Below are 23,189 nucleotides of genomic sequence, written 5' to 3' on the forward strand. Positions count from 1 at the left end.
TTCATATATTCAGGTTGTCCCTGCCTGAATTTTCATCACAATGCACAATCACTCTGCCACTGGGTATTCGTTACACAGTAGGCGGTAAGGCAGCTCGTCTTCTTCGATTTCGGGGAATCGGCCGATTGGCTGATAAAAGCGGTTGTCTTCCTGATCGTCATTGCACATGGAAACTTCACCAAGCAGTACAGGTCCGGTACCGGGTTCCACATGAAAATCATGGTAGAGGTAAGGGGGAATGGTAATACTCTCGCCAGGGCGGAGCGTTATCACTGTTCCGGCAGGAACCTTATAACTTCTTCCATCACTGTTTATTGTCACGTCAGAATCAGAAAAACAGCCGTCTGCATCGGATTCATAAACACGGATCTGCACATTGCCGCCCCCTCTGTTTATAATGTCTTCCATTTTGATCCAGTGAAAATGCATGGCAGCGGACTGTCCCTCTTTTAAGAAGAGAAGTTTTTCCGCATAGTTTTTTGTATATTTCTTTTGCTTTCTATTTCCATTGCGAAGAGTAATGAGTGAAAAACCGGTCCGGTCAAAATCGCCAAGTCCGAAATCAGTAATATCATAACCTAGCATATTGTCACGGATCTCATCGTATTCATGTCCTTTTTCCCGCCATTGCTCAGGGGTAAAACTACAAAATGGCGGAAGGAAAAATCCGCAGGTTTTAATCATCTGTTCCATATTCTTTAATGCTTTGTTAATTTCAGAACGTTTCATAATTTTCAGCTCCTTACTGTTTAAGACCAGAGAACACTTTAATGGTATGGAGTACGTCATTTTTCATTGCTTCCACTCCCCATAACGTCACATCATGATAAAATACCATATCTTCTGCTTTTGCGGCTTTTTCCTTTACATACATGCCGCCTGCCTTTGCAAGATAGGTATAGTAATTGATCTTGCGGACCCCCCGATTAATGCACTGACGGAAATCTTCGTCACTGATTCCGGAACCTCCGTGCATGACAATGGGGAGTGCGACTTTTTTCCGAATGCGGCTGATCCTATCTAGGTCTAGACTGGGCTTTTTCAGATAAAGACCATGTACAGTACCAAAGGAGCAGGCTAATGCGTCAATTCCTGTGATTGAAACAAAGGTTTCAGCCTGATCCGGGTCTGTGTAGCAGCTTTCTTCTGCTTCATTTTCCTCCTCCTCGCCCACACTTAGAAATTCTTCTCTTCCCATGGCACCGATTTCCCCTTCAACAGAGGCCCCATATGCAGCGGCAAGTTCCACTGCAATCTTCGTACCTGCCGCATTTTCTTCAAAAGGAAGGGCGGAACCATCGTACATAACAGAAGTAAACCCCATGTCCAGAGCCTGTTTTAATTTGTTAAAATCATCTCCATGATCTAAATGTACGGCTACGGGAACTGCTGCATTCTCCGCCATCAGGACCATGATGGGACCAATTACTGTGATGGGAATAATCGATTCATGCACAGGCGCAAACTGAAGAATGACCGGCTGTCCGGTTTCTTCTGCCGCTCCCAGTACTGCCTGGATTCCCTCCAGAGAAGTAATATTAAAGGCACCAACTGCAATTTTTCTGGCTTCTGCCAGTTTGAGAATTGATTTCATGGTAACTAACATAAGTGATTTCCTCCTTCTTTTTATGGCAGGATACGATTTTGTTCTTCCCACCCGTTAATTATTTTTTCTTCCAGCTTTTCAAAAGGCAGCAGACCGCTTACTGTATCATAGGCAGTTACACAGGAGGCGCCTGTTGCCGCAGCAAGCTTTACACATTCTGCCGGAGGGCGTCCCTCCAGCATAGCCTTAATAAAAGCAGCGATGCTGGTATCTCCGGCGCCTGTGGCAGACAGGATGCGGTCTGGCAGAAAGCTGTTCTGGAAATACGAAATATCCCCCCACCCCTTTAAGATATCCGGTCCGGCAGCAAATGCCTGTTTTGATGCCGTTTTTAAGAACATTCCGGCTGCACCGCATTTTAAAAGCACCGCCTTTGCACCCAGCAGCAGAGCCTGATTTGCAATGGGTTCCACATCTCTCTGTAAAGATAAAATCGAGATAATATCATCGCCGTCAGCAATTTCCTGCCATTTCTCATAAAGGGGACGGTTCAGTAAAAATCCCAGTTCTTCGATGCTTGGAACAAAAAAATCTACATAGGGAAGCACTGAGCTAAGAATAATGTCCCATCGGCACCTGGCTGCTTCGGAGTCCGGGTCCAATGCCGCCAGATCCAGGGAAGTAGTAAGCCCGAGCTGTTTTATTCTGCAAAAAAGCTCTTTTAATTCCATACCGTCATTCTCATAAAAACGCTTCATCAGTGTGGGATATCCGAAATGGAAATGAGCCGCCTTCGCTGCTTTACTAAAGTCCACATGCTCAGAACCAAAGGTATCGTTGCACCCTGGATTATGTAGAAATAACCGGTCAACACCCTTAGGCGCCAGGACAATTGTGTAGGACGTATCCTCTCCCGGCAAAACGGTGATGCAGCTTTCACACCCTCTGTCCCGGATCTTTTCTTTTAGTATTCGTCCGAAATCATCGTCCCCCGTATTTGCCATTAAAAGGACATCTGCTCCCAGTGCATGAAGCCCAAGCCCTGTGTTAAAAACCGCTCCGCCTCCCGCTACATTGGCCTTTCCCACTTCTAAAAGTTTTCCAGGCTGGAAGGATTTAAGAAGTTTCTTACCGTCACTGCCTGTAAAGACCGGTGTAATATCCAGGGAAATGTGTCCGGCGACGATTATTTTTCTATTACCCCTTTCATATGGCATATAAACTCCCCCTTTCTGCCTTTATCATAGCAACCGCAGGAGGAAAGTCAACAATAATTATGCATTATTACTATTCATGTTGTTTATATGACAATTGTCATAGGCATAATGCACAATACATTTTTTTGTTTTCACACCGATATCGAATGGAAAAAGAATCTTTTTCATTTACCAGTTGACAAATGATAACAAAGTCCTTATATTAATTGTTAATATATTAACTTCATACGAGATCACAAAGACGAAGACGTTTCCTGCTTGGAAATTCCCTTCGTCTTTTTTATTTGCTCTTATGTTTTTGAAGCTGCCGGAAGGGGGTATATGGTTGTACAGCATTGGCGTGGATATTGGTACCAGTACAACAGAAATTATTATCAGCAATATCAAATTCTCCACCAGACTGGGTCTTTCCCTTCTGCCTGCCACTAAAATCGATGAGACTGAGGTTATCTATCGAAGTCCGGTCATCTTCACACCACTGATTTCAAAAACTGCTATAGATTTTGAACAAATCCGGGAACGGATAAAGGCGGCCTTTAAAGAAAGCGGTATCAGGAAAGATCAAATAGAGACCGGCGCAGTTATCATAACAGGGGAAACTGCCAGAAAAGACAATGCCAGACAGGTGAATATCTGGTTATCAGAATACCTGGGTGATTTTGTTGTTGCTGCTGCGGGTCCTAAGCTTGAATCGGTTTTAGCAGGAAGAGGGGCCGGTATCAGTGAGGAATCAAAAAAACGAAGCAAAAGAATTATCAACCTGGATATTGGCGGAGGTACCTTAAATGCCGCAGTGTTTGATTGTGGTGACTGTACGGAGACATTTGCAATGGACATCGGCGGAAGGCTGATCCGGCTGAATGACTCTCGCACCGTAACCTACATTTCAGACCGGATAGTCCATATTCTTGAGAATCATAAACTATCCATCACGCCAGGAGAAACTGCAGATATCAAAGTGTTGGAGCGTTTCTGCAGTTATCTGGCGGACTGCTGCCTGCAGGCACTTGGGTTACAGGAAATGAGTGAAGATACCCGCCTCTTATACATCACTGATTTCACCATTCCAAAAGATATTGATTTAATATCCATATCCGGCGGTGTGGGCGAATATGTGGGGGTATTAAATGAAATTCCAGACCTGGAGCAATGGTTCCGGTACGGAGATATCGGTCCTTTGCTTGGGACTAAATTAACACAGGCCCTTGCCCCCTGGCAAAGCAGACTTATCTCTCCGGGAGAAAAAATAAGTGCAACAGTAATTGGAGCAGGAAGCCATTCTCTGTCAGTCAGCGGAAACACCATCGGGGTTGACGAATCCATTTTGCCCATACGCAATATTCCAATCATAAAATGCCCGGCAGAACCGGACCAGTGGGAAACTGTATTTCGAAGTACCAGACCGCTTATGGAACTATATGAGGAAGATGTTCTTGCAGTGAGTATCAAAGGCAGAAAAAGCCCTGGATATGGGGAGCTTAAAACTCTTGCACACCAGATTGCCAGTCTTTATGAGGGATTAAAAAGTCCTGTGATTGTACTCCTGAAAGAAGACTTTGCAAAAGCACTGAGTCAGATGATCCGGATTCATACACCATGCAGGAAACCTGTTATCTGTCTGGATCAGATTCAGATCGAAAATGGTGACTACATTGATATCGGATCACCGGTTGGAAGTGCCGTTCCCGTTATTATTAAAACTTTAGTTTATCAGTCCTGACGAAATGTAAAATCAGGATTTAATAAAATAAAACTATGAAAAATCAGGAGGATTCCATTATGGAAGAAAAAAATTTGAACAAAGCGCTTACACCTGTTAAGCTGTGGGCAATTATTGTTGGTGCAGTTGTTTCAGGTATGTATTTTGGCTGGAATTATTTGTTCGAAAAGACGAATTTTACAGGAGCGTTAATTGCTACCTTGATTGTCACTCTTTTCTATGTTTCTTTTGTATTCTGTTACTCTGAACTGGCAACTGCCATCCCTTCCGCGGCCGGTCCTACGGCATATGCAGAAAAATCATTCGGTAAGTTTGCCGGTTTTATAGCCGGCTTCTCAATACTCGTGGAATATATCTTTGCAACGCCTGGAATTGCGCTTTCCATCGGCGCATATGTTCATGGACTGTTTCCTGTTATTCCGGCTAATATCGCCGCTATTACAGCATTTTGTATCTTTGTGTTTATTAATATCAGGGGAATTGAATCAGCAGCTATTGTCAGCGTAATTGTTACAGCCGTTGCAATTCTTGGAGTTGCTGTTTATTTTGTAGTTGGAATTCCTACCGTGGACGTACAGGGTCTGTTTTCTTCCGGGGCTTCCTTGAACGGCATGCACGGTATTTTTGCCGCCATTCCATTTGTAGTCTGGTTTTATTTAGCTGTGGAATCAGGTGCAATGGGCGCAGAGGAATGCAAGAATCCGCAAAAAGACATCCCAAAGGCGTTTATCTCAGGCATTGGAGCTCTGGTTGTTATGGCAGTTGCCGCTCTGGTTGTTACCGCCGGGAACTCCGCTTCCGATTTGTCCGCAGTGGCTTCAACCGATAATCCGCTTCCGGCGATTTTATCAAAAGTTTATGGGGAGAATTCTTTCCTGGTTAAATTGGTGGGATTTTTTGGATTATTTGGTCTGGCGGCCAGCCTTCATGGAATTATGATTGGATATTCCAGACAGGCATATGCCATGTCACGAAGCGGCTATCTGCCAAAGGTTCTTTCAAAGCTTGATAAACAAGGCACGCCTGTATTTGCTCTTGTAAGCACCAGCCTGATCGGTCTCTTCTTTGTAATCACTGGAAATGTAGGCAGTCTGGTGGTATTCTCCTGCATCGGTTCATCTGTAATGGCAGTCTTATCCATCGCCTCCTGGTTTGTTCTCAGGAAAAACGAGCCGGAGCTGGCACGCCCTTACCGGTTAAAATCAGCCATTATTCCTGGCATTGCTGCAGTTACCTGTGCCATTGTTGTGGTTGCCATTGTGGTCTCACAGGCATCTTTATTATTCCTGGCTGCCATTGTTTATGCAGCCGCTGTTCTTTATTATCTCGTAAAAGAAAGACTTTTTGCTAACGGATTTTCAAATGCAGAAAATGAACTGGAAGCTTAGGGGGTTAAAACGTGAAATTAAAGACAAGATTATTCGGAAAAACCTACGAATTCCGATCAGTGAAAGAAGTCCTTGCAAAGGCCAATGAGGAGAAATCCGGTGACATGCTGGCGGGAATTGCAGCAGCAGATGCGGCAGAACGTATTGCTGCCAAAGTAGTTCTTGCCGATTTTACCGTTTCCGATTTACGCAACCATCCGGTTGTCGATTATGAAACGGATGAAGTGACCAGAGTCATTCAGGATGGAGTGGATGAGGAAGCTTATAAAAAAATCAAATCCATAACGCTTGGAGAACTACGGGAATTTATACTGGCATCTCCTGCCGCTGCCATTGAAGAAATCCGGGATGGTCTTACTGCTGAGGTGATTGCAGGTGTAACAAAACTAATGAGCAATCTGGATATCATTGTGGCTTCAAAAAAGCTGATTGTTCCTGCAACGTGCAATACAACAATCGGCCTTCCCGGAACTCTTGCTTCCAGGCTGCAGCCCAATCACCCCACCGACAGCCTTAATGGGGTTATGGCATCTGTATTCGAGGGGATTTCCTATGCAAACGGGGATGCATTAATTGGTTTAAATCCTGCCATCGATACAGTGGAACAAACGGATAAAATCCTCCGGGCATTCCGTGATTTTATGGATAAATGGAAGATCCCGACCCAAAACTGCGTGCTCTCCCATGTCACCACCCAGATGGAAGCTTTAAAAAAAGGCAGTCCTATGGATTTAATGTTCCAATCCATTGCCGGATCTCAGATCTCCAATACCTCTTTTGGGATCAGCACTGCATTAATGGATGAGGCGTATGAACTGATGATGGAAAAAAGAAGTTCCAAAGGTCCTAACTTCATGTATTTTGAAACAGGCCAGGGCTCCGAACTTTCATCCGAAGGCCATCATGATGCGGACCAGCTGGTGATGGAGGCTCGGTGCTATGGATTTGCCAAACGTTATCACCCGTACTGTGTCAATACCGTGGTGGGATTTATCGGACCGGAGTATTTATATGACGGAGCCCAGGTAATCCGAGCTGGACTGGAAGATCATTTTATGGGAAAACTCACTGGAATTCCCATGGGCTGTGATGTCTGTTATACCAATCATATGAAAGCAAGTCAGAATGATCTTGAAAACTTAGGCGTTCTCCTTGCCAGTGCTGGTGTCAATTATGTGATGGGAATACCAGCCGGGGATGACATTATGCTGATGTATCAGTCCTCCAGCTATCATGATACTGCGGCATTTCGGGAAACCAGCAGGAAACGACCCATTCGGGAATTTGAAAAGCGTATGGAAGAACTGGGAATTATGGAAGACGGACATTTAACGGAGCGGGCCGGTGATCCATCTGTCTTCACACAGGAGGTAAAGTAAATGGACCAGGACCTTGTAAGGGATATCTCTTCCCTGGATATAACAGATCGGGTAACAATTGACCAGCCAGTTGACTATCAGTCCTGCGTCAGTTTAAAGAAAACTTCGGCTGCAAGAATCTGTGTCGGAAAGGCAGGAACCAGATTGAAAACAGAAACTTATCTGCGCTTTCGTGCCGACCATGCAGTTGCCATGGATGCAGTCTGGTCAGAGGTGGATGAAAAAGTGGTGGATCAGCTGGGATTTTTAAATGTTCAGAGCTTGTGCAAAAATAAAGATGAGTATATCACAAGACCGGACCTTGGAAGACGTTTTTCCGATGAAACAATAAAAAAAATCAGTGAAAGCTGCAGACACGATGCCGATGTACAGATCATAGCCGGTGATGGACTTAGCTCCCCTGCGATTACCAGTAATCTTCCTGATATCTATCCCATGCTGATAGACGGGCTGAAGGAAAAAGGCTATACTACAGGTGATCCAATCTTTGTAAAATATGCCAGGGTCGCGACTATGGACAAAATCAGTGAAGTGTTAAATGCAAAAGTTACAATTATTCTCATAGGAGAAAGACCGGGTCTTGCAACCGGAGAAAGCTTAAGTGCATATATGGCATATGAATCAAGCACAAAGAAACCGGAATCCCAGAGGACGGTGGTTTCCAATATCCATAAGAATGGAATGCCTCCGGTAGAAGCCGGTGCACAGATTATTTCCATTGTGGATGCAATGATGGAAGCGAAAACCAGCGGAATTGATTTAAAATTATAAGCATAAGGCGGGGCATATATTCTTAGGTAAGAATATATGCCCCACTCATTATCTATTTTAAATATTCACCGACGCCCTTCCAGGCTCCCTTCGGTTTTAAATTCGTCTGATCCGTATCAAACTCTTTATATTCCTGTTTTTTCAATTCCTGCAAACGAAAACCTTCCTTTAAAACTACAGAGGACAAGATTCCGGCATTCAGTGCATGAACCGGACATGCATAAATGCATCTTAAGCACCAGATACAGCGAAAACCGAATTTCGGCTTTCCCCCTTCCATCTTGATGTTGTGAACCGGGCACTTTTGCGAACATAATCCGCAGTGAGTGCACTTTAAAGAGGGGTGAATGGAAGCACCAAAAAATCTTGCTCCCAGATGCTCTCCTTTCCCCAACATTGAAAGAAAACGATCCCAGGGTTTTGCCAGAAGAAAATGGTGTTTTCCAGCCATAATATCTTCAACCATTTCTTTTGTTTTTTCCGGTAATATATGTATCAGCTGCTGATCAATTTCCCTGCCTGCATTGATACCGAAATTAGATGGCATTACGGCCATTCGTTCGTAAATCACATGATATCCCTTTCTCTTTAATATCCGCCTGCAGGCGATGGTACAGGCTGTATTGGGTGAGATATCTCCCCCGCCGGATACCGGAACGATAGCTGTCATAGTGCGGCTGGATTTCGGAAGGCCTTTGACCCATTTTTCGGTAATAGAAGCCAGGCGGAACGCATATACAGGCGAAAATATCACCAGGAGATCAGGCTGTTTTAATTTACCCGGATCATGGCTTTCCAGATTAATGGTTTTGCTTTCCAGTCCATTCTTTGCCAGCTGCTGTGCGAAACACAGACAGACTTCTTTTGTACAACCAGTCCCTGTAAAATATGCCAGGGTGATTTTTTTTGGTTTTAACAATGTAATTCCCCCTCTGCGAATCAAATTTATATGATTTCATCATACTATCTCCTTGATGGAAAAGATAGTGTCTTAACAGGAAATAATATCATAAGTATTTCAAATTAGTTGTTTTTACAACAAACAAAACAGAAAAACTATGATATGATAAACGTAATTTCAGAAACCAACTTACAATTAACATAGAGAAAGGAATCATTATGTCAAATTATTTTAGAGCTTCTGATACGATCTTTCATATTACAGAAACCTATCCGGAAACCATTGAAGTATTTATTGCCAATGGTTTTGAGAATTTAAGCAATCCTGTTATGCGCAGAACGCTTGGAAAAACCATTTCATTAGAAACAGCATTGGCTATGAAAAAGGTTAACCAGGACCTTTTTATTAAGAAGCTGGAGGAAGTAATTATTCAGAAATCTCCCAGCCTGACAGACGGACTTACCCCTGCACAATCAGAAAAAAAAGGGGATATCCGGATTGAAGGTGTCCTTCCCTGCCCGGTTCGTATTCCTCTTTTAGAAAAATTTGAATCCTGGCTCGGGGAAAATAAAAGTTCCCTGGGATATGAGGTGGAATATCATTTAAAATCAGCAAATCTGGGTCTTGATGATGTAAAGGACAGGGTTATTACAGCAGATGGTAATCCTGACGGTCTGTCAGACCTTTATCTCTCCGCAGGTTTTGATTTATTCTTTGATAAAAAAATGATCGGAGGTTATCAGGATCTGGGTGTATTTGAAGATCTTTCCGGTATGGATCATTTAAATCCTGATCTTGACAATGAAAACTTGTCGCTAAAAGATCCCAAGAACCAGTATGCAATCATCGGGATTGTGCCTGCAGTTTTCATGGTTAATACAAGCGTTTTAGGAGACCGCCCCTTCCCTGAGAGCTGGTCCGATTTAATGAGGCCGGAGTTTGAAAACAGCATCAGCCTTCCCATGAAGGATTTGGATATGTTTAATGCATTTTTACTTCATATCTACCGTTTTTATGGGCAGGAAGGAGTTGAAAAGATGGGCAAAGCTCTCTTACGGAGCATGCATCCCGCTCAGATGATTAAGTCTCATAAGTTAAAGGATGGAAATAAAGTTCCGGCCATTACGGTTGCCCCCTATTTCTTTGCCAGCATGACAGATGAGAAAAGCCCGATACGTCCGGTATGGCCAAAAGACGGAGCCATTATCAGTCCGATTTTCCTGCTGGCAAAATCAAAAAATAAGGATAAAGTAAAACCTTTCGTTGATCTTTTATATTCAAAAGAGATTGGAGACATTCTTTCCTCAAACGGGAAATTCCCTTCCACCAATCCTCTGGTAGACAATCATTTAACACCAGACCAGAAGTTTATGTGGATTGGCTGGGATTTTATTCACAGCAATGATATCGGTGAGTTAATCAAAACAATAGAAAAGCAGTTTTTTGCAGCTGCACAGAAGGAGTTCTTATGAATCTGATTATTTTTTCAGGCCCGCCCTCTTCCGGTAAAACATCGGTAATATTAAAAACAATTTCATCGTTTCATTCAAAAAACATTAAAGTGGGCGTGGTAAAATTTGACTGTCTTTACACAGATGATGATATTGCCTATGAAAAGGCGGGAATCCCTGTAAAAAAGGGCTTATCCGGCGCTTTATGTCCGGATCACTTCTTCGCTTCTAATATTGAAGAGGTGGTTAACTGGGGAAATGAAAATAAGCTTGATCTGCTTATCACGGAATCAGCAGGTCTGTGCAACCGCTGTTCCCCTTATTTAAAAGAAGTAAAAGGTGTCTGTGTCATTGATAATTTATCCGGAATCAACACCCCTAAAAAAATCGGTCCTATGCTAAAATCTGCCGACTTTGTGGTAATTACAAAAGGCGATATTGTTTCCCAGGCGGAACGGGAGGTATTTGCTTCCTGCGTAAGCTCTGTAAATCCAAGAGCCATTACCATGCATGTAAATGGGCTGACCGGACAGGGGGCTTACGAACTGGCCAGTATTCTATACGATGAAAACCAGAATATTAAGTCCGTTCAGGGTATGCAGCTTCGTTTCCCCATGCCCTCCGCTTTGTGTTCCTACTGTCTGGGAGAAACAAGAATCGGGGAAGCGTATCAGATGGGTAATGTAAAGAAAATTGATTTAGGCGGTGATAAAAAATGATAAATATGAGCATAAAAAAGCTGTTGGAGGAATATCCTTTTGCTGCCGCATATTTTGAGCAGAATAAGCTTAGTGTCGCTGGGTTTGAGGATCAGACATTTGAGGAATATTTAAATCATTTCTCAGAAGAAGAACTGGAAGACCAGGCGATTGATAAAGCAAAGCTTTTGTCGGACCTGCCTGTCTATCTGGAGCAGATGCGTCAGTTTTTAGGAATGGAGAATGACCGGAAGGTACAGTCACTGACTATTTTGCCAGGTCACGATAAATCAGGAATTGCCGAAGGTTTTAAGGAGCTGACCGTAGAGACATCCCAGATCATATCCATAGTAGGACCTACCGGTTCCGGAAAAAGCCGTCTTCTGGCAGATATTGAATGGACGGCTCAAAATGACACGCCTACCGGGCGCAGCATATTAATAAACGGCGAAGTACCTGATATGAAATGGCGTTATTCCTCAAATAATAAGCTGGTAGCCCAGCTTTCCCAGAACATGAACTTTGTTATGGATTTAACGGTACTGGACTTTTTACGGATGCATGCGGATAGCCGCATGGTTTTGGACCCTCAGTCTGTGATAGACCGAATTATAGCCGCTGCCAATGACTTAGCGGGAGAAAAATTTGAACTTACCACTCCCGTTACCAGCTTAAGCGGCGGGCAGTCCAGAGCGCTTATGATTGCAGATACAGCCATATTAAGTTCCTCTCCCATCGTTTTGATTGATGAAATCGAAAATGCCGGAATCGATCGGAAAAAGGCATTAAAGCTTCTTGTAACATCAGATAAAATCGTTTTAATGGCAACTCACGATCCCCTTCTTGCATTAATGGCAGATAAACGGATTGTCATTAAAAACGGCGGTATCAATCATGTGATTGATACGAACGAAGAAGAAAAACAGCTGTTAGAAAAGTTAGAAAGCATGGATTCTCTTATCCAGACCGCACGCCAGGAGCTTCGGTCAGGAAATACACTTTCTCCTGACCTGCTGGCAGATTAAAATAGAATTCTATCAGTCCTCCAATTAAGTTGTAAACAGCCTTAATTGGAGGATTTTCTTTGATTTAAGCCTGTATGCCACGGATTAAACTAACCATCTCAATTGCTGCGGCTGCACAGTCAAACCCCTTGTTGCCCGCTTTTGTTCCGGCGCGTTCAATCGCCTGTTCAATATTTTCTGTCGTCAGAACACCAAACATAACAGGAATGCCGCTGCTTAGTGATACCTGTGCAATTCCCTTAGATACTTCGCTGCAAACGTAATCGTAGTGAGTGGTGCTGCCCCGGATGACTGCACCGAGACAGATGACAGCATCATATTTGCCGCAGTCTGCCATCTTGGAAGCAATTAACGGAATTTCAAAAGCTCCGGGCACCCATGCTACTTCAATGTTCTCCTCACCGATGCCGTGACGCTTTAAGCAATCCAATGCTCCGCCAAGAAGCTTTGATGTTATAAATTCATTAAATCGTGCTGCCACAATGCCGATCCTGACGTCCTTTGGTACCAGTGTTCCTTCAAAAACCTTCATTTTTAATTCTCCTTTTCTGTTTTAATAATGTAAAATGTGTCCCATTTTGTTCTGCTTTGTCTTTAAATAAAACAGATCATGGTCATTTGCCGGAATCTGTATGGGAACCCGTTCAATAATTTCCATGCCAAATCCAGACAGTCCATATACTTTATCCGGATTATTGGTGAGCAGACGCAGGGTTTTAACCCCCAATTCCCGCAAAATCTGAGCACCGATGTAATATTCTCTGGGATCTCCTTCAAAGCCTAATGCAAGATTGGCTTCCAGTGTGTCCATGCCTTTGTCCTGCAATGCGTAAGCACGCAGTTTATTAACCAGTCCGATACCTCGTCCTTCCTGACGCATATAAAGGAGAATGCCCCTTCCTTCCTGTTCAATCTGTGTCATGGCCGCAGCAAGCTGCTGGCCGCAGTCGCAGCGCATGGAGCCGAATGCATCCCCGGTCAGACACTCAGAATGAACTCTGCATAAAAGATTTTCCCCATCACCGATTTCGCCTTTCACAAGAGCGACATGATGCTCCCCGTTTAGTTTGTTAACAAAACAGAAGGCTTTAAAATCCCCGTATTTTGTAGGCATGTCGCTGATTGATGTCTGCTCCACCAGCCTGTCGTGTTTTTTACGGTATTCCTTCAATGCATCAATTGTGATAAAAGGAATCTTCCACTTCTTAGCCAGCTCTATCAGTTCAGGAGTCCGCATCATGGTACCATCCTCTCCCATGATTTCACAGCAAAGACCACATTCCTTCAGTCCAGCCAGACGCATAAGATCCACTGTAGCTTCCGTGTGTCCGCCCCGTTCCAGCACTCCGTTTCTTTTTGCAAGAAGAGGAAACATATGTCCTGGCCGGCGGAAATCTGCGGCAATTGCATTGTCATCTACGCATTTCATTGCAGTTAATGACCGCTCTGCTGCTGAGATTCCGGTTGCGGTATTCACATGATCCACAGAAACAGTAAAGGCGGTGGAATGATTGTCTGTGTTTTCTGAAATCATTTGCGGCAAATCCAGGCGCCGGCATAACTCCTCGTTCATGGGCATGCAGATCAGCCCTTTTCCATGTGTCGCCATAAAGTTGACATTTTCAGTGGTGGCAAACTGGGCGGCGCAGATGAAATCACCTTCATTTTCCCGTCCCTCATCGTCTGTTACAAGAATAATTTTCCCCTGCCGAAGCGTTTTAAGTGCTTCTTCTATGGTGTTGTACTCAAACATCTTTTTCCTCCTAATAGCCAGATTTTGCTAAGAATTCTCTTGTGATACCGCCCGATTGCGGCTTATCCGGAACCGGTAATAAAAGTTTTTCCATGTATTTTCCAATAAGGTCATTTTCCAGATTAACCGGATCTCCTGCTTTTTTGTATGACAGGGTGGTGGATTTTACTGTGTGGGGTATGGCAGAAATCCGAAACTCCGTATTGTTTACCGAAGCCACTGTCAGGCTGATGCCATCCAGTGCAATTGAGCCTTTTTCCACAATATAACGAAGTATCCTCTCCTCCGCGGCAATGGTGTACCAGATGGCATTGTCATCCCTTCGAACAGAAGTTATCGTACCGATACCATCAATATGTCCCGAAACAATGTGCCCGCCAAAACGTCCGTCTGCCGCCATTGCACGTTCCAGATTAACAAAATCTCCGGAATGCAGCCTGCCAAGACAAGAGCGGTTTAATGTTTCATGCATCACATCTGCCTGAAAGGTATGGGAAGAAAGTCCAGAAACCGTTAAACATACACCATTTACCGAAACACTGTCTCCAATTTCAAGATCATCAAATATCACATCGCCCTGCAGGGTCAGCAAAGCGGAATGTGCTCCCTTGTGTACTTTTTTCAGTACGCCTGTTTCTTCAATGATTCCTGTAAACATATGGCTTCACCTCGCTTTCAATCAGAATATCTTCCCCCAGATATGTCACTGACGTGTTTGTAAGAAGGTAACCATCCTCCGGGCTGGATACGCCTAAGCCTGCTACCGGTGTTTTTCCGTTGGAGCCTCCAAAAAGCTTTGGCGCAATGTATGTCTGCACTTTGTTTACGATTCCTGCCTGAAGTGCCGACCAGTTTAAAATACCGCCGCCCTCCAGCAATATGCTGTCAATTTTGTCTTCGCCAAGTTTTGTCATAAGTTCTGTTAAATCCAGATGTCCATCTTTTTGGTTCAGTGATAAAATCTGGCATCCGGCTTTTAAATAAGGCTGTTGTGCCTGCAGATCCGTACAAGATGTTGCGATCAGAGTCGGAATCTCATTTGCAGTCGCCATAATCCGGGATGCAAGGGGAAGCCGCAGGGCTGTATCACAGATAATGCGGAGCGGATTACGTCCCCCCTCTATCCGGCAGGTTAAAAGGGGATCATCTGCAATAACTGTACCAATTCCCACCATCACGGCGCTGTAGCGGAGCCGGTCTCTATGAACGTTTTCCCTTGCAGCTTCACCGGTAATCCATTTGGAGTCACCGGTATAAGCTGCTGTTTTCCCATCCATTGTCATGGCGTATTTCATGACAACATATGGTTTTCCTGTCTGAATAAAATGGAAAAAAACTTCATTGAGCCTGTCACACTCCTGTTTTAATATTCCCTGCGTGACTGCAATTCCTTTTTCCTTAAGGAATCTGATCCCTTTTCCTTTGACCAGAGGGTTAGGGTCCTGACTGCCCACCACCACTCTTTGTATTCCTGCATTTAAAATAGCTTTAGTACAGGGAGGTGTCTTCCCATAGTGGCAACAGGGCTCCAGAGTTACATAGAGAGTCGCTCCCTCTGGAGATTCATTACAGTCAGCGAGTGCATTAATTTCAGCATGGGGACCACCAAACCGCTCATGGTATCCAGTTCCAATTACCCTTCCCTCCTTTACAATTACAGCACCAACCATGGGATTCGGATTCGCAAACCCCCACCCTTTTTTAGCCAGCTGCAACGCCAGACTCATACCTTCCATATCGTTCATATCGGACCACCTTTCAAAGAAAAATGCCTTGAACACAAGGCTCAGGGCATTTTGGGCAATCATCCGTTATTTATGGCTTTTAACACAAAAAGCTCTGAAATGAATGATCATTCCAGAGCGTGTTAATCAGCAGATATATCATAAATATGAAAAAACTGCATCATCTTCTTTCATCCAGACTTTACTGTCGGCTTCGGAGTTACACCGAATCATGCCTTGCGGCTCGTGGGCTATACCACCGGTAGGGAATTACACCCTGCCCTGAAGATTGTTGTTCAATTGGGGTAATAATACTCCCTTCATAAAGAAATGTCAAGAATAAAGTGAAATTTCTTCTGCTTACTGCCTTCACTTATTTCTTCAGACAGTTCTGAAATCCCAAAATCTTCACTATGATTATAAAAAAATAAAATATACTTGCATTTCATACTAATTTGGTATAGTATGAAAGCACAAAGATATGTTAGTAAAAACTAACCATTAAATTCCCATACAGGGAATAAAGGAGGTTGATTGATATATGAGTCATACATTACTGGAAATTAAGGATCTTACTGTTTCTGTGGAGGATAAGATCATTTTAAATGGGATTAATCTCACCATAAAATCAGGGGAGCTTCACGTCCTCATGGGACCAAATGGAACAGGAAAATCCACACTGGTATCCGCCATTATGGGAGATCCCCGTTATCAGATTGAAAGCGGGCAGATTCTTTTAGATGGGAAAGATATAACGGAAATGAAAGCAGATGAAAGAGCCAGAGCAGGTGTATTCCTCTCTTTCCAGGCTCCGGAGGAAATCCCCGGAGTTACTCTGGAGGACTTTCTTCGCACAGCGAAAGGTGCTCTGGAAAAACGTCCTCCAAAGATCCTGCAGTTTAAAAAGGAACTGAAAGAACAGATGAAAGCTTTGGATATGGATCCCAGCTATGGGGAAAGGTACTTAAATGTTGGCTTTTCCGGTGGAGAGAAAAAGAAAACGGAAATTCTCCAGCTTCTTATGCTTCAGCCAAAGCTGGCTCTTTTAGACGAGACGGATTCCGGTCTTGATGTAGATGCGGTCCGTACCGTTACAAAGGGAATCCGTGCTTTTAAAAACCGTAAAAACGGGCTTTTTATCATTACACATAATGCCAGTATTCTGGAAGGTCTGGATGTGGATGTGGTACATGTACTGGAAGGAGGCAAAATCGCATATACAGGCGGCCGGGAACTGATCTCAAAAATTACGCAGGAAGGATTCGGCGTTTTGGGAAAGGAGGCTGGCTTCTATGAAAGACTTTAAACAGGAAAAAACAAGAGTCGACCAGGCTGACCGCACCATTTATGATGTGAAAGACAAGCTGGACCCGGCCTTCCTTATGGACTCCGGCATTACTCCTGAGATTGTGAACCAGATATCAAAGGAAAAAAATGAACCGGAATGGATGCGTCTGTTCCGACTTAAATCATTGAAATTGTATAATGAGATACCGATTCCCTCCTGGGGACCATCTCTTGACGAGCTGAATATGGATCAGATTGTCACTTATGTCCGACCCAAATCAACCATGAAAGCCAAGTGGTCCGATGTCCCAGACGATATCAAGGATACCTTTGAACGTCTTGGAATTCCCAAAGCGGAGCGGAAATCACTGGCAGGTGTAGGGGCACAGTATGACTCAGAAGTGGTTTACCACAATGTCAGGGCAGAGGTTGCGTCAAAAGGCGTGGTCTACACGGATATAGAGAGCGCTCTTACAGGCCCTTACAGTGAAATGATACGAAAGCATTTTATGAAATTGGTACCTCCGTCCGACCACAAGTTTGCGGCTCTTCACGGAGCAGTCTGGTCCGGAGGTTCTTTTGTTTATGTGCCGGCAGGAGTTTCGGTTGAAATTCCCCTTCAGTCTTATTTCCGGCTGAATGCACCAGGCGCGGGCCAGTTTGAACATACGCTCATTATCGTGGAGGAAGGTGCCTATCTGCATTTCATAGAAGGCTGCTCTGCTCCCAGATACTACGTTGCAAACCTTCACGCCGGCTGTGTGGAACTGTATGTGGGTAAAAATGCAAGGCTCCGCTATTCCACCATCGAAAACTGGTCAAAGAATATGTACAATTTAAATACAAAGCGTGCCTCCGTGGAGGAAGGAGGAACTGTGGAATGGATCTCCGGATCGTTCGGATCCCATATCTCCTATCTTTATCCCATGAGCATTTTAAAAGGGAAAAAGGCGCGTATGGAGTTCACTGGCATCACATTTGCCGGAGAAGGCCAGAATCTGGATACCGGCGCAAAGGTTCTTCACGCTGCACCGGATACCACCTCTCATATTTCAACGAAATCCATATCCAGGGATGGAGGCAACTCCACATTTCGAAGCCTGGTAACTGTTACGGAAAAGGCACAGGGAAGCAAATCAGCCGTTTCCTGTGAATCACTGATGCTTGACAGTATTTCCCGTTCTGACACCATACCGGTGATGGATATCTCCTGCAATCAGGCAGATATCGGTCATGAGGCAAAAATCGGCAGAATCAGTGAATCGGCAATCTTCTACTTAATGAGCCGCGGTCTGTCCGAGGATGATGCCAGAGCTTTAATTGTAGGCGGGTTTGCAGAACCTATTGCCAAGGAGCTGCCGTTAGAATATGCGGTGGAAATGAACAATCTCATACATCTTGAAATGAAGGGAAGCATCGGCTGAAAGGAGGAACACAAATATGAATACACAAATCAATCGGCTCCCGGTTCCTACCTGGAACCGGACAGGGGTAAACTGGCTGGATAAAAAAGCGCTGCCTCCGGACAGAGAATATTTACCGGGCGACCACCTTCCTTATGACGGTTTTCTTCCTCACGGAATCAGTCTGATGGATGATCTTCCGGAAGAAATCGCCTCAATCCCAGGTGGGATGGGTGAATGGATGAATGAGTTTATCAGGAAAGACGCAGACAAAACCTGCTATTTATTGGTGGATGGCTCCTTAAGTGAGCCTGTTATTATCACCCAGACTCTGGATAGTGCGAAGCCAGTTATCAGAGCTCATTATGCCATAAATGCGAATCCAGGAAGTAATCTCACGGTAGTTCAGATAAACCGCGGGGATGCAAAAGACGGTATGATTGGAAGCCTGACACAAATTGATGCGCAGGAGAATTCTGTTATCCGTCTGATTTCGATCCAGCTGTTAGGGCAAAACAGCCATAGCTTTGACACAGTAGGTGCACGCATTGGAAAAGGTGCCAGGGTTGAAATCATTCGTGCCGTTCTGGGAGGAAAAACAGCAGCGTGTGGTTCTGCGGCCTATCTGGAGGGTCAGGGAGGCGACTACCAGCAGGATACTGCATACTTTGCTGATAAAGAACAGATTTTTGACTTTAATGACATTGCCCGCCACACCGGCAGAGAAACGGTTAGCGAAATGCATACAGCCGGGGTTCTTGCAGGCACCAGCAGCAAGATTTTAAGAGGAACCATTGACTTTCAGGCAGGATCCGCACACTCAGTAGGGCACGAAAATGAAACCGTTCTTCTGTTAAGCCCCAGCGCCAGAAACAGGACCGTCCCATTAATCCTTTGCGGTGAAGAGGCTGTGGAAGGACAGCATGCAGCCACTCTGGGCCAGTTTGATGAAAAACAGCTTTATTATCTGTGCTCCAGAGGGCTCAGCCTGGCGGAGGCAAAGCGTATGCTGGTAGAAGCCCGATTTATGCCTGTTCTTAATAAAATAACTCCGGATGATCTGCGCATGGAGATACTAAATGTCATTGAAAGGAGGCTCGATGAACATGAATGTGATTCTTGATCAGTTTCCCATACTTTCCGTACCGGAAAATGGAAAGAGACTGATATACTTAGACAATGCAGCGACTTCCTTCAAGCCTCTGTCTGTTTTAAAGGCAGTTGATGATTACTACCGCATGGATAATGCCAATCCTCACAGAGGTGTTTACACCCTGGGCGTCCGTTCTACAGATATTCATGAAAACGCCAGGCAGACAGCGGCCCGCTTTATAAATGCAGACCCGGAGGAAATTATTTTCACCCAGAATGCTACAGAAGCTCTTAATCTGATCGCTTACAGCTACGGTATGGAGTTCTTAAGAAAAGGGGATGAAATTCTTATCTCCGTGGCGGAACACCACAGCAACCTGGTTCCCTGGCAGAGAGTTGCAAGGCTGACTGGTTCTAAGCTGGTTTATCTGTATCCGGGATCTGACGGGGGGATTACAGAGGAGGAACTGGATCAAAAAATAAACACGCGTACAAAGCTGATTGCTATAGCTCACGTATCAAATGTACTGGGAACGGAAGCTCCGGTGAAATCCATTGTGGCACGCGCCCGTCAATGCGGTGCTGCAGTGGTTTTAGACTGCGCTCAGAGTGTATCCCATATGCCGATTGACGTCAAAGAACTTGGAGTGGATTTTGCAGCATTTTCCGGTCACAAGATGTACGCTCCCATGGGTATTGGCGTTTTATATGGTAAAAAAGAACTGCTTGAGGAAATGCCCCCTTTTTTAAGTGGAGGTGATATGATTGCAAGCGTTCATGAACAAACCGTTTCTTATGCAGAAGTACCACGCCGCTTCGAGGCGGGAACGAGAAATGTAGGCGGTGAAGCAGGTCTAGCGGCGGCCATGGAATATATTACTTCCATAGGCTGGGATTCAATCCGCAACCATGAGCATGTACTGATGGATCAGATGCTTAGTGGGCTTAATGCTCTGCCCTATGTCACTGTATACGGCAGTACAGACAGCCGTGACCGGTTTGGGGTTATCTCCTTTAATGTAGAGGGGGTTCATCCCCACGATACTGCAACCATTCTGGATTCAGAAGGAATCGCAGTCCGTGCCGGTCATCACTGCGCCCAGCCATTAATGGAATATATGGGGATTGGCTCCTGCGTCCGGGCAAGCATCGCCATCTATAATACAGAAGAAGATATTTCGGTATTCTTAAACAGCTTAAAACAGGTAAGGAGGTGGATGGGGTATGGAGCTTAACGCTTTATATAATCAGATTATTGTGGAAAACAGCCGTTCCGGTCAAAACCGTCACAAGGTAGCAGAGGCGACAGCCAGCCTGGAAGGAGTCAATCCCAGCTGCGGCGATGACATAATTCTGGAACTTCGGGTGAAGGATGGAATCATTGAAGACGCCGGATTTACCGGAGAAGGCTGTGCCATTTCCCAGGCTTCCGCTTCTCTCATGATTGATCTCATTCTTGGAAAGCCGGTAGAGGAGGCTCAGAAGCTGCTTCAGACCTTTCTTGGAATGATAAAAGGAGAAATATCAGATGAGGAGCAGTTGGAATTCCTGGAGGATGCAATTGCTCTCAAGGGAATCTCCCATATGCCGGGCAGAGTGAAATGTGCTGTCCTTCCATGGCATACATTAATGGGAATCCTTGATGAAAAAGAAACAGAGAATAAATAATAACAGCAAAAAACGTCCGGATCTGGTTTTGGAAGTGTATCCTGAAACCGATTCCGGACGCTTTGATTTTTATTTAACATTTACTTATACTAACAATTACTTATTTTTAACAATTACTTTTCAGCAAACTTTTCAACAATTTTAAGAAGCAGCTTTACAACCTTTTCCATGGACTGTACCGGGATAAATTCGAATTTTCCATGATAATTATATCCCCCGGTACAAAGGTTGGGACAGGGAAGTCCCTCGTAGGATAAGCGTGCTCCGTCTGTACCGCCTCTGATCGGAGTTACTAACGGCTCAATTCCCAGATCTTCCATCGCTGTTTTTGCAATATCAATCAGATACATATGGGGTTCAATCTTTTCCTTCATGTTAAAATAGCTGTCTTTTAAGATAAGTTCTACTGTCCCGCTTTGATATCTTTGGTTTAAATAATCTGCCACACGGGTCATAAATACTTTTTTATCTTCAAATTTCTTCTTGCTGTGATCACGGATAATATAATCCAGTCTGGCTTCCTCCACACTTCCGCTCATGGAATCCAGATGGAAGAATCCTTCATATCCTTCCGTATACATTGGATTTTCTGCTGACGGTAACATGTTATGAAATTCCATTCCCATTAAAAGTGCATTTCTCATCCTTCCTTTGGAAGAACCGGGATGAATGCTGGAGCCATGGATTAAAACTCTGGCAGAAGCTGCATTGAAATTTTCATACTCCAGCTCTCCTAACCCACCGCCATCCACGGTATAAGCAACATCAGCGGCAAATCCTTTCACATCAAAGAAATCTGCTCCTCTTCCCACTTCTTCATCCGGTGTGAATCCGATTCGGATGGTTCCATGAGGAATCTCCGGATGGGCAAGTAAGTACTCTGCCATAGTCATGATTTCAGCCACGCCGGCCTTGTCATCAGCTCCTAAAAGGGTTGTTCCATCTGTAGTTATAATATCCTGTCCAATATATTTTAATAAATCCGGAAAATCTTCCGGGCTCATGGTAAGTCCTGTATCCGCATTCATCAGAATATCTTTACCGTCGTAATTCTTTACGATCTGTGGTTTTACATCAGCGCCAGAGTAGGCTGGAGAGGTATCCATGTGAGCGATAAATCCCAGTACAGGAACCGCTTTCTCCATGGTAGCCGGAATGGTAGCATACACATAGCTGTGCTCGTCAATTCTTACATCTGCAGCCTTCATAGCCTGTAGCTCTTTCACCAGTTCTTCCGCAAGGATCCGCTGTTTTGAAGTACTTGGAACAGCGTCAACCTCATCCTTTGACTGGGTATCATAGGATACATATTTTAAAAAATGATTGATCACTTCTGACATTGTTAATCGCCTCTTTTTCAATATATTTCTGGTAACGGCATGTAGGAATTCAGCCGGGTCCAGTTCTCCTGAAGGTTCTGTATATTCAGGTAGTATTCTCCGGATCATCCGGAAAAATTACCAGAAAGGACCAATTGGATTTCCTTATTATACCATAATGCGCTTTTAATGTCTATTAAGCTTGAAAAACCATATCTGAATATTATTCTCTCGGGTTTCTATTCTGTTTCATCGCCGTATACCGCAATCAATTCAGAATTATCTAAATAATCACCCAGCATAAATTTCACATTAGACTCCCTTAAGATAAACACATCATCCTCTTTTAAAATATTATTTATAATAGTGATAATCCACGCATTTGCTAAACTGTGAAACTTTTGCTGCAGCTGTATTAGCATATCATTTATTTCATGCCTTATAACGCGGGTCTGTTTATTCAATTTTTCAATAATCTGATTTTCAATGTTATAATAGCAATCAAATATATATTTAAAATCCCATAATTCTGTACACTCAATTTCTGAAATGCAGTCTCTTTTATCGTAGAAATCGATTTTATAGCATGGGGAATGATCTAAAAAGCTTGTATGCAAAAACGATAAATATATCCAGTTCAGAGTCCCTACCTCGCCAAAATCCTGTAATTTTATGTATTGGCTGTAAATATTCTTAAGTACAATTTTCAGACCTTCAGTAATCTCAGCAATATAAGTATCAATTTCTTTTTCTATCTTCTGTGAATACCAAAGATAACGATCATCTGCAATAGTCTGCAGCTCATTTATAACTTTATTTTTTAAATTTACTTCATTAATCAATGATC

The 23,189-nt window shown here is 43.9% G+C and carries 22 protein-coding genes and 1 riboswitch; of the genes, 12 read left to right on the forward strand and 10 right to left on the reverse strand.

The window, feature by feature from the left end:
• Window positions 1–48: 48 nt before the first annotated feature.
• From CRO04_RS10720 to CRO04_RS10730, 3 genes are read right to left on the reverse strand one after another with little or no spacing between them, the layout of a single operon-like run.
• On the reverse strand, window positions 49–729 hold the full coding sequence (locus tag CRO04_RS10720) for a D-lyxose/D-mannose family sugar isomerase (RefSeq protein ID WP_097004236.1): 681 nt from the start codon (window positions 727–729) through the stop codon (window positions 49–51).
• Between the two features lie 13 nt (window positions 730–742).
• A complete protein-coding gene (locus CRO04_RS10725) occupies window positions 743–1,606 on the reverse strand; it encodes a class II fructose-bisphosphate aldolase (protein WP_097004237.1) in 864 nt (287 codons plus the stop codon).
• 20 nt (window positions 1,607–1,626) lie between these two features.
• Window positions 1,627–2,763 (reverse strand): carbohydrate kinase family protein, encoded by a 1,137-nt coding sequence (locus CRO04_RS10730; RefSeq protein WP_097004238.1) that lies wholly within the window; start codon window positions 2,761–2,763, stop codon window positions 1,627–1,629.
• 325 nt (window positions 2,764–3,088) lie between these two features.
• Between CRO04_RS10730 and CRO04_RS10735 the strand changes: the two genes are divergently transcribed.
• From CRO04_RS10735 to eutC, 4 genes are read left to right on the forward strand one after another with little or no spacing between them, the layout of a single operon-like run.
• Window positions 3,089–4,483 carry an ethanolamine ammonia-lyase reactivating factor EutA gene (locus tag CRO04_RS10735; protein WP_242974423.1) on the forward strand — a complete coding sequence of 465 codons (1,395 nt, stop codon included), beginning with the start codon at window positions 3,089–3,091 and terminating at the stop codon, window positions 4,481–4,483.
• A 59-nt stretch (window positions 4,484–4,542) separates the two neighbouring features.
• A complete protein-coding gene (gene eat / locus CRO04_RS10740; RefSeq protein WP_097004240.1) occupies window positions 4,543–5,871 on the forward strand; it encodes an ethanolamine permease in 1,329 nt (442 codons plus the stop codon).
• A gap of 11 nt (window positions 5,872–5,882) precedes the next feature.
• Window positions 5,883–7,250 (forward strand): ethanolamine ammonia-lyase subunit EutB, encoded by a 1,368-nt coding sequence (locus tag CRO04_RS10745; protein WP_097004241.1) that lies wholly within the window; start codon window positions 5,883–5,885, stop codon window positions 7,248–7,250.
• A complete protein-coding gene (eutC, locus tag CRO04_RS10750; protein WP_097004242.1) occupies window positions 7,251–8,021 on the forward strand; it encodes an ethanolamine ammonia-lyase subunit EutC in 771 nt (256 codons plus the stop codon). It abuts the gene before it with no gap.
• A 52-nt stretch (window positions 8,022–8,073) separates the two neighbouring features.
• Here eutC and CRO04_RS10755 read toward each other — a convergent pair whose 3' ends face one another.
• Window positions 8,074–8,940 (reverse strand): EFR1 family ferrodoxin, encoded by an 867-nt coding sequence (locus tag CRO04_RS10755; protein WP_097004243.1) that lies wholly within the window; start codon window positions 8,938–8,940, stop codon window positions 8,074–8,076.
• Window positions 8,941–9,140: 200 nt separating this feature from the next.
• Between CRO04_RS10755 and CRO04_RS10760 the strand changes: the two genes are divergently transcribed.
• The 3 genes from CRO04_RS10760 to CRO04_RS10770 are packed head-to-tail and all read left to right on the forward strand — an operon-like array spanning window position 9,141 to window position 12,096.
• Complete coding sequence (locus CRO04_RS10760) at window positions 9,141–10,394, forward strand: ABC transporter substrate-binding protein (protein WP_097004244.1); 1,254 nt, start codon at window positions 9,141–9,143, stop codon at window positions 10,392–10,394.
• A complete protein-coding gene (locus tag CRO04_RS10765; RefSeq protein ID WP_097004245.1) occupies window positions 10,391–11,092 on the forward strand; it encodes a GTP-binding protein in 702 nt (233 codons plus the stop codon). The genes CRO04_RS10760 and CRO04_RS10765 overlap by 4 nt, the downstream gene beginning before the upstream one ends.
• The gene (locus CRO04_RS10770; RefSeq protein WP_097004246.1) at window positions 11,089–12,096 is read left to right on the forward strand and encodes an ATP-binding cassette domain-containing protein; all 1,008 of its coding nucleotides are present in this window, start codon (window positions 11,089–11,091) and stop codon (window positions 12,094–12,096) included. Before CRO04_RS10765 ends, CRO04_RS10770 begins: the two co-directional genes overlap by 4 nt.
• A gap of 64 nt (window positions 12,097–12,160) precedes the next feature.
• Here the strand turns inward: CRO04_RS10770 and ribE are convergent, their stop codons facing one another.
• The 4 genes from ribE to ribD are packed head-to-tail and all read right to left on the reverse strand — an operon-like array spanning window position 12,161 to window position 15,594.
• On the reverse strand, window positions 12,161–12,628 hold the full coding sequence (ribE, locus tag CRO04_RS10775; RefSeq protein WP_097004247.1) for a 6,7-dimethyl-8-ribityllumazine synthase: 468 nt from the start codon (window positions 12,626–12,628) through the stop codon (window positions 12,161–12,163).
• 21 nt (window positions 12,629–12,649) lie between these two features.
• Window positions 12,650–13,849, reverse strand: a complete 1,200-nt coding sequence (locus CRO04_RS10780) for a bifunctional 3,4-dihydroxy-2-butanone-4-phosphate synthase/GTP cyclohydrolase II (RefSeq protein ID WP_097004248.1) — start codon at window positions 13,847–13,849, stop codon at window positions 12,650–12,652.
• 10 nt (window positions 13,850–13,859) lie between these two features.
• The gene (locus CRO04_RS10785) at window positions 13,860–14,507 is read right to left on the reverse strand and encodes a riboflavin synthase (RefSeq protein WP_097004249.1); all 648 of its coding nucleotides are present in this window, start codon (window positions 14,505–14,507) and stop codon (window positions 13,860–13,862) included.
• Window positions 14,488–15,594, reverse strand: coding sequence for a bifunctional diaminohydroxyphosphoribosylaminopyrimidine deaminase/5-amino-6-(5-phosphoribosylamino)uracil reductase RibD (gene ribD / locus CRO04_RS10790; RefSeq protein ID WP_097004250.1), 1,107 nt, complete (start codon window positions 15,592–15,594; stop codon window positions 14,488–14,490). The genes CRO04_RS10785 and ribD overlap by 20 nt, the downstream gene beginning before the upstream one ends.
• Window positions 15,595–15,752: 158 nt before the next feature.
• A riboswitch (FMN riboswitch) is annotated at window positions 15,753–15,867 on the reverse strand.
• 247 nt (window positions 15,868–16,114) lie between these two features.
• Between ribD and sufC the strand changes: the two genes are divergently transcribed.
• The 5 genes from sufC to sufU are packed head-to-tail and all read left to right on the forward strand — an operon-like array spanning window position 16,115 to window position 21,023.
• Window positions 16,115–16,879 carry a Fe-S cluster assembly ATPase SufC gene (gene sufC, locus CRO04_RS10795; RefSeq protein ID WP_097004251.1) on the forward strand — a complete coding sequence of 255 codons (765 nt, stop codon included), beginning with the start codon at window positions 16,115–16,117 and terminating at the stop codon, window positions 16,877–16,879.
• Entirely contained in the window at window positions 16,866–18,284 is a 1,419-nt protein-coding gene (gene sufB / locus CRO04_RS10800) for a Fe-S cluster assembly protein SufB (RefSeq protein WP_097004252.1), read from the forward strand. Before sufC ends, sufB begins: the two co-directional genes overlap by 14 nt.
• Before the next feature lie 16 nt (window positions 18,285–18,300).
• Window positions 18,301–19,386, forward strand: a complete 1,086-nt coding sequence (locus CRO04_RS10805) for a SufB/SufD family protein (RefSeq protein ID WP_097004253.1) — start codon at window positions 18,301–18,303, stop codon at window positions 19,384–19,386.
• A complete protein-coding gene (locus CRO04_RS10810) occupies window positions 19,364–20,590 on the forward strand; it encodes a cysteine desulfurase (RefSeq protein ID WP_097004254.1) in 1,227 nt (408 codons plus the stop codon). The genes CRO04_RS10805 and CRO04_RS10810 overlap by 23 nt, the downstream gene beginning before the upstream one ends.
• Window positions 20,580–21,023, forward strand: coding sequence for a Fe-S cluster assembly sulfur transfer protein SufU (gene sufU / locus CRO04_RS10815; RefSeq protein WP_097004255.1), 444 nt, complete (start codon window positions 20,580–20,582; stop codon window positions 21,021–21,023). The genes CRO04_RS10810 and sufU overlap by 11 nt, the downstream gene beginning before the upstream one ends.
• Before the next feature lie 113 nt (window positions 21,024–21,136).
• On the opposite strand, the gene pepT is transcribed toward sufU, so the two are convergent.
• Window positions 21,137–22,363 carry a peptidase T gene (gene pepT, locus CRO04_RS10820; protein WP_097004256.1) on the reverse strand — a complete coding sequence of 409 codons (1,227 nt, stop codon included), beginning with the start codon at window positions 22,361–22,363 and terminating at the stop codon, window positions 21,137–21,139.
• Window positions 22,364–22,581: 218 nt separating this feature from the next.
• Window positions 22,582–23,184, reverse strand: coding sequence for a hypothetical protein (locus CRO04_RS10825; RefSeq protein WP_097004257.1), 603 nt, complete (start codon window positions 23,182–23,184; stop codon window positions 22,582–22,584).
• Between the last annotated feature and the right edge of the window lie 5 nt (window positions 23,185–23,189).

Origin of the sequence: Lacrimispora amygdalina (assembly GCF_900205965.1) — a bacterium.
Classification (GTDB): Bacteria; Bacillota; Clostridia; order Lachnospirales; family Lachnospiraceae; genus Lacrimispora; species Lacrimispora amygdalina_A.

Coding starts and splice junctions, on each gene's coding strand:
- CRO04_RS10720 (WP_097004236.1), bottom strand. CDS start 729: ATGAAACGTTCTGAAATTAACAAAGCATTAAAGAATATGGAACAGATG.
- CRO04_RS10725 (WP_097004237.1), bottom strand. CDS start 1,606: ATGTTAGTTACCATGAAATCAATTCTCAAACTGGCAGAAGCCAGAAAA.
- CRO04_RS10730 (WP_097004238.1), bottom strand. CDS start 2,763: ATGCCATATGAAAGGGGTAATAGAAAAATAATCGTCGCCGGACACATT.
- eat (WP_097004240.1), top strand. CDS start 4,543: ATGGAAGAAAAAAATTTGAACAAAGCGCTTACACCTGTTAAGCTGTGG.
- eutC (WP_097004242.1), top strand. CDS start 7,251: ATGGACCAGGACCTTGTAAGGGATATCTCTTCCCTGGATATAACAGAT.
- CRO04_RS10760 (WP_097004244.1), top strand. CDS start 9,141: ATGTCAAATTATTTTAGAGCTTCTGATACGATCTTTCATATTACAGAA.
- CRO04_RS10765 (WP_097004245.1), top strand. CDS start 10,391: ATGAATCTGATTATTTTTTCAGGCCCGCCCTCTTCCGGTAAAACATCG.
- CRO04_RS10770 (WP_097004246.1), top strand. CDS start 11,089: ATGATAAATATGAGCATAAAAAAGCTGTTGGAGGAATATCCTTTTGCT.
- ribE (WP_097004247.1), bottom strand. CDS start 12,628: ATGAAGGTTTTTGAAGGAACACTGGTACCAAAGGACGTCAGGATCGGC.
- CRO04_RS10780 (WP_097004248.1), bottom strand. CDS start 13,849: ATGTTTGAGTACAACACCATAGAAGAAGCACTTAAAACGCTTCGGCAG.
- CRO04_RS10785 (WP_097004249.1), bottom strand. CDS start 14,507: ATGTTTACAGGAATCATTGAAGAAACAGGCGTACTGAAAAAAGTACAC.
- ribD (WP_097004250.1), bottom strand. CDS start 15,594: ATGAACGATATGGAAGGTATGAGTCTGGCGTTGCAGCTGGCTAAAAAA.
- sufC (WP_097004251.1), top strand. CDS start 16,115: ATGAGTCATACATTACTGGAAATTAAGGATCTTACTGTTTCTGTGGAG.
- sufB (WP_097004252.1), top strand. CDS start 16,866: ATGAAAGACTTTAAACAGGAAAAAACAAGAGTCGACCAGGCTGACCGC.
- CRO04_RS10805 (WP_097004253.1), top strand. CDS start 18,301: ATGAATACACAAATCAATCGGCTCCCGGTTCCTACCTGGAACCGGACA.
- CRO04_RS10810 (WP_097004254.1), top strand. CDS start 19,364: ATGAACATGAATGTGATTCTTGATCAGTTTCCCATACTTTCCGTACCG.
- sufU (WP_097004255.1), top strand. CDS start 20,580: ATGGAGCTTAACGCTTTATATAATCAGATTATTGTGGAAAACAGCCGT.
- pepT (WP_097004256.1), bottom strand. CDS start 22,363: ATGTCAGAAGTGATCAATCATTTTTTAAAATATGTATCCTATGATACC.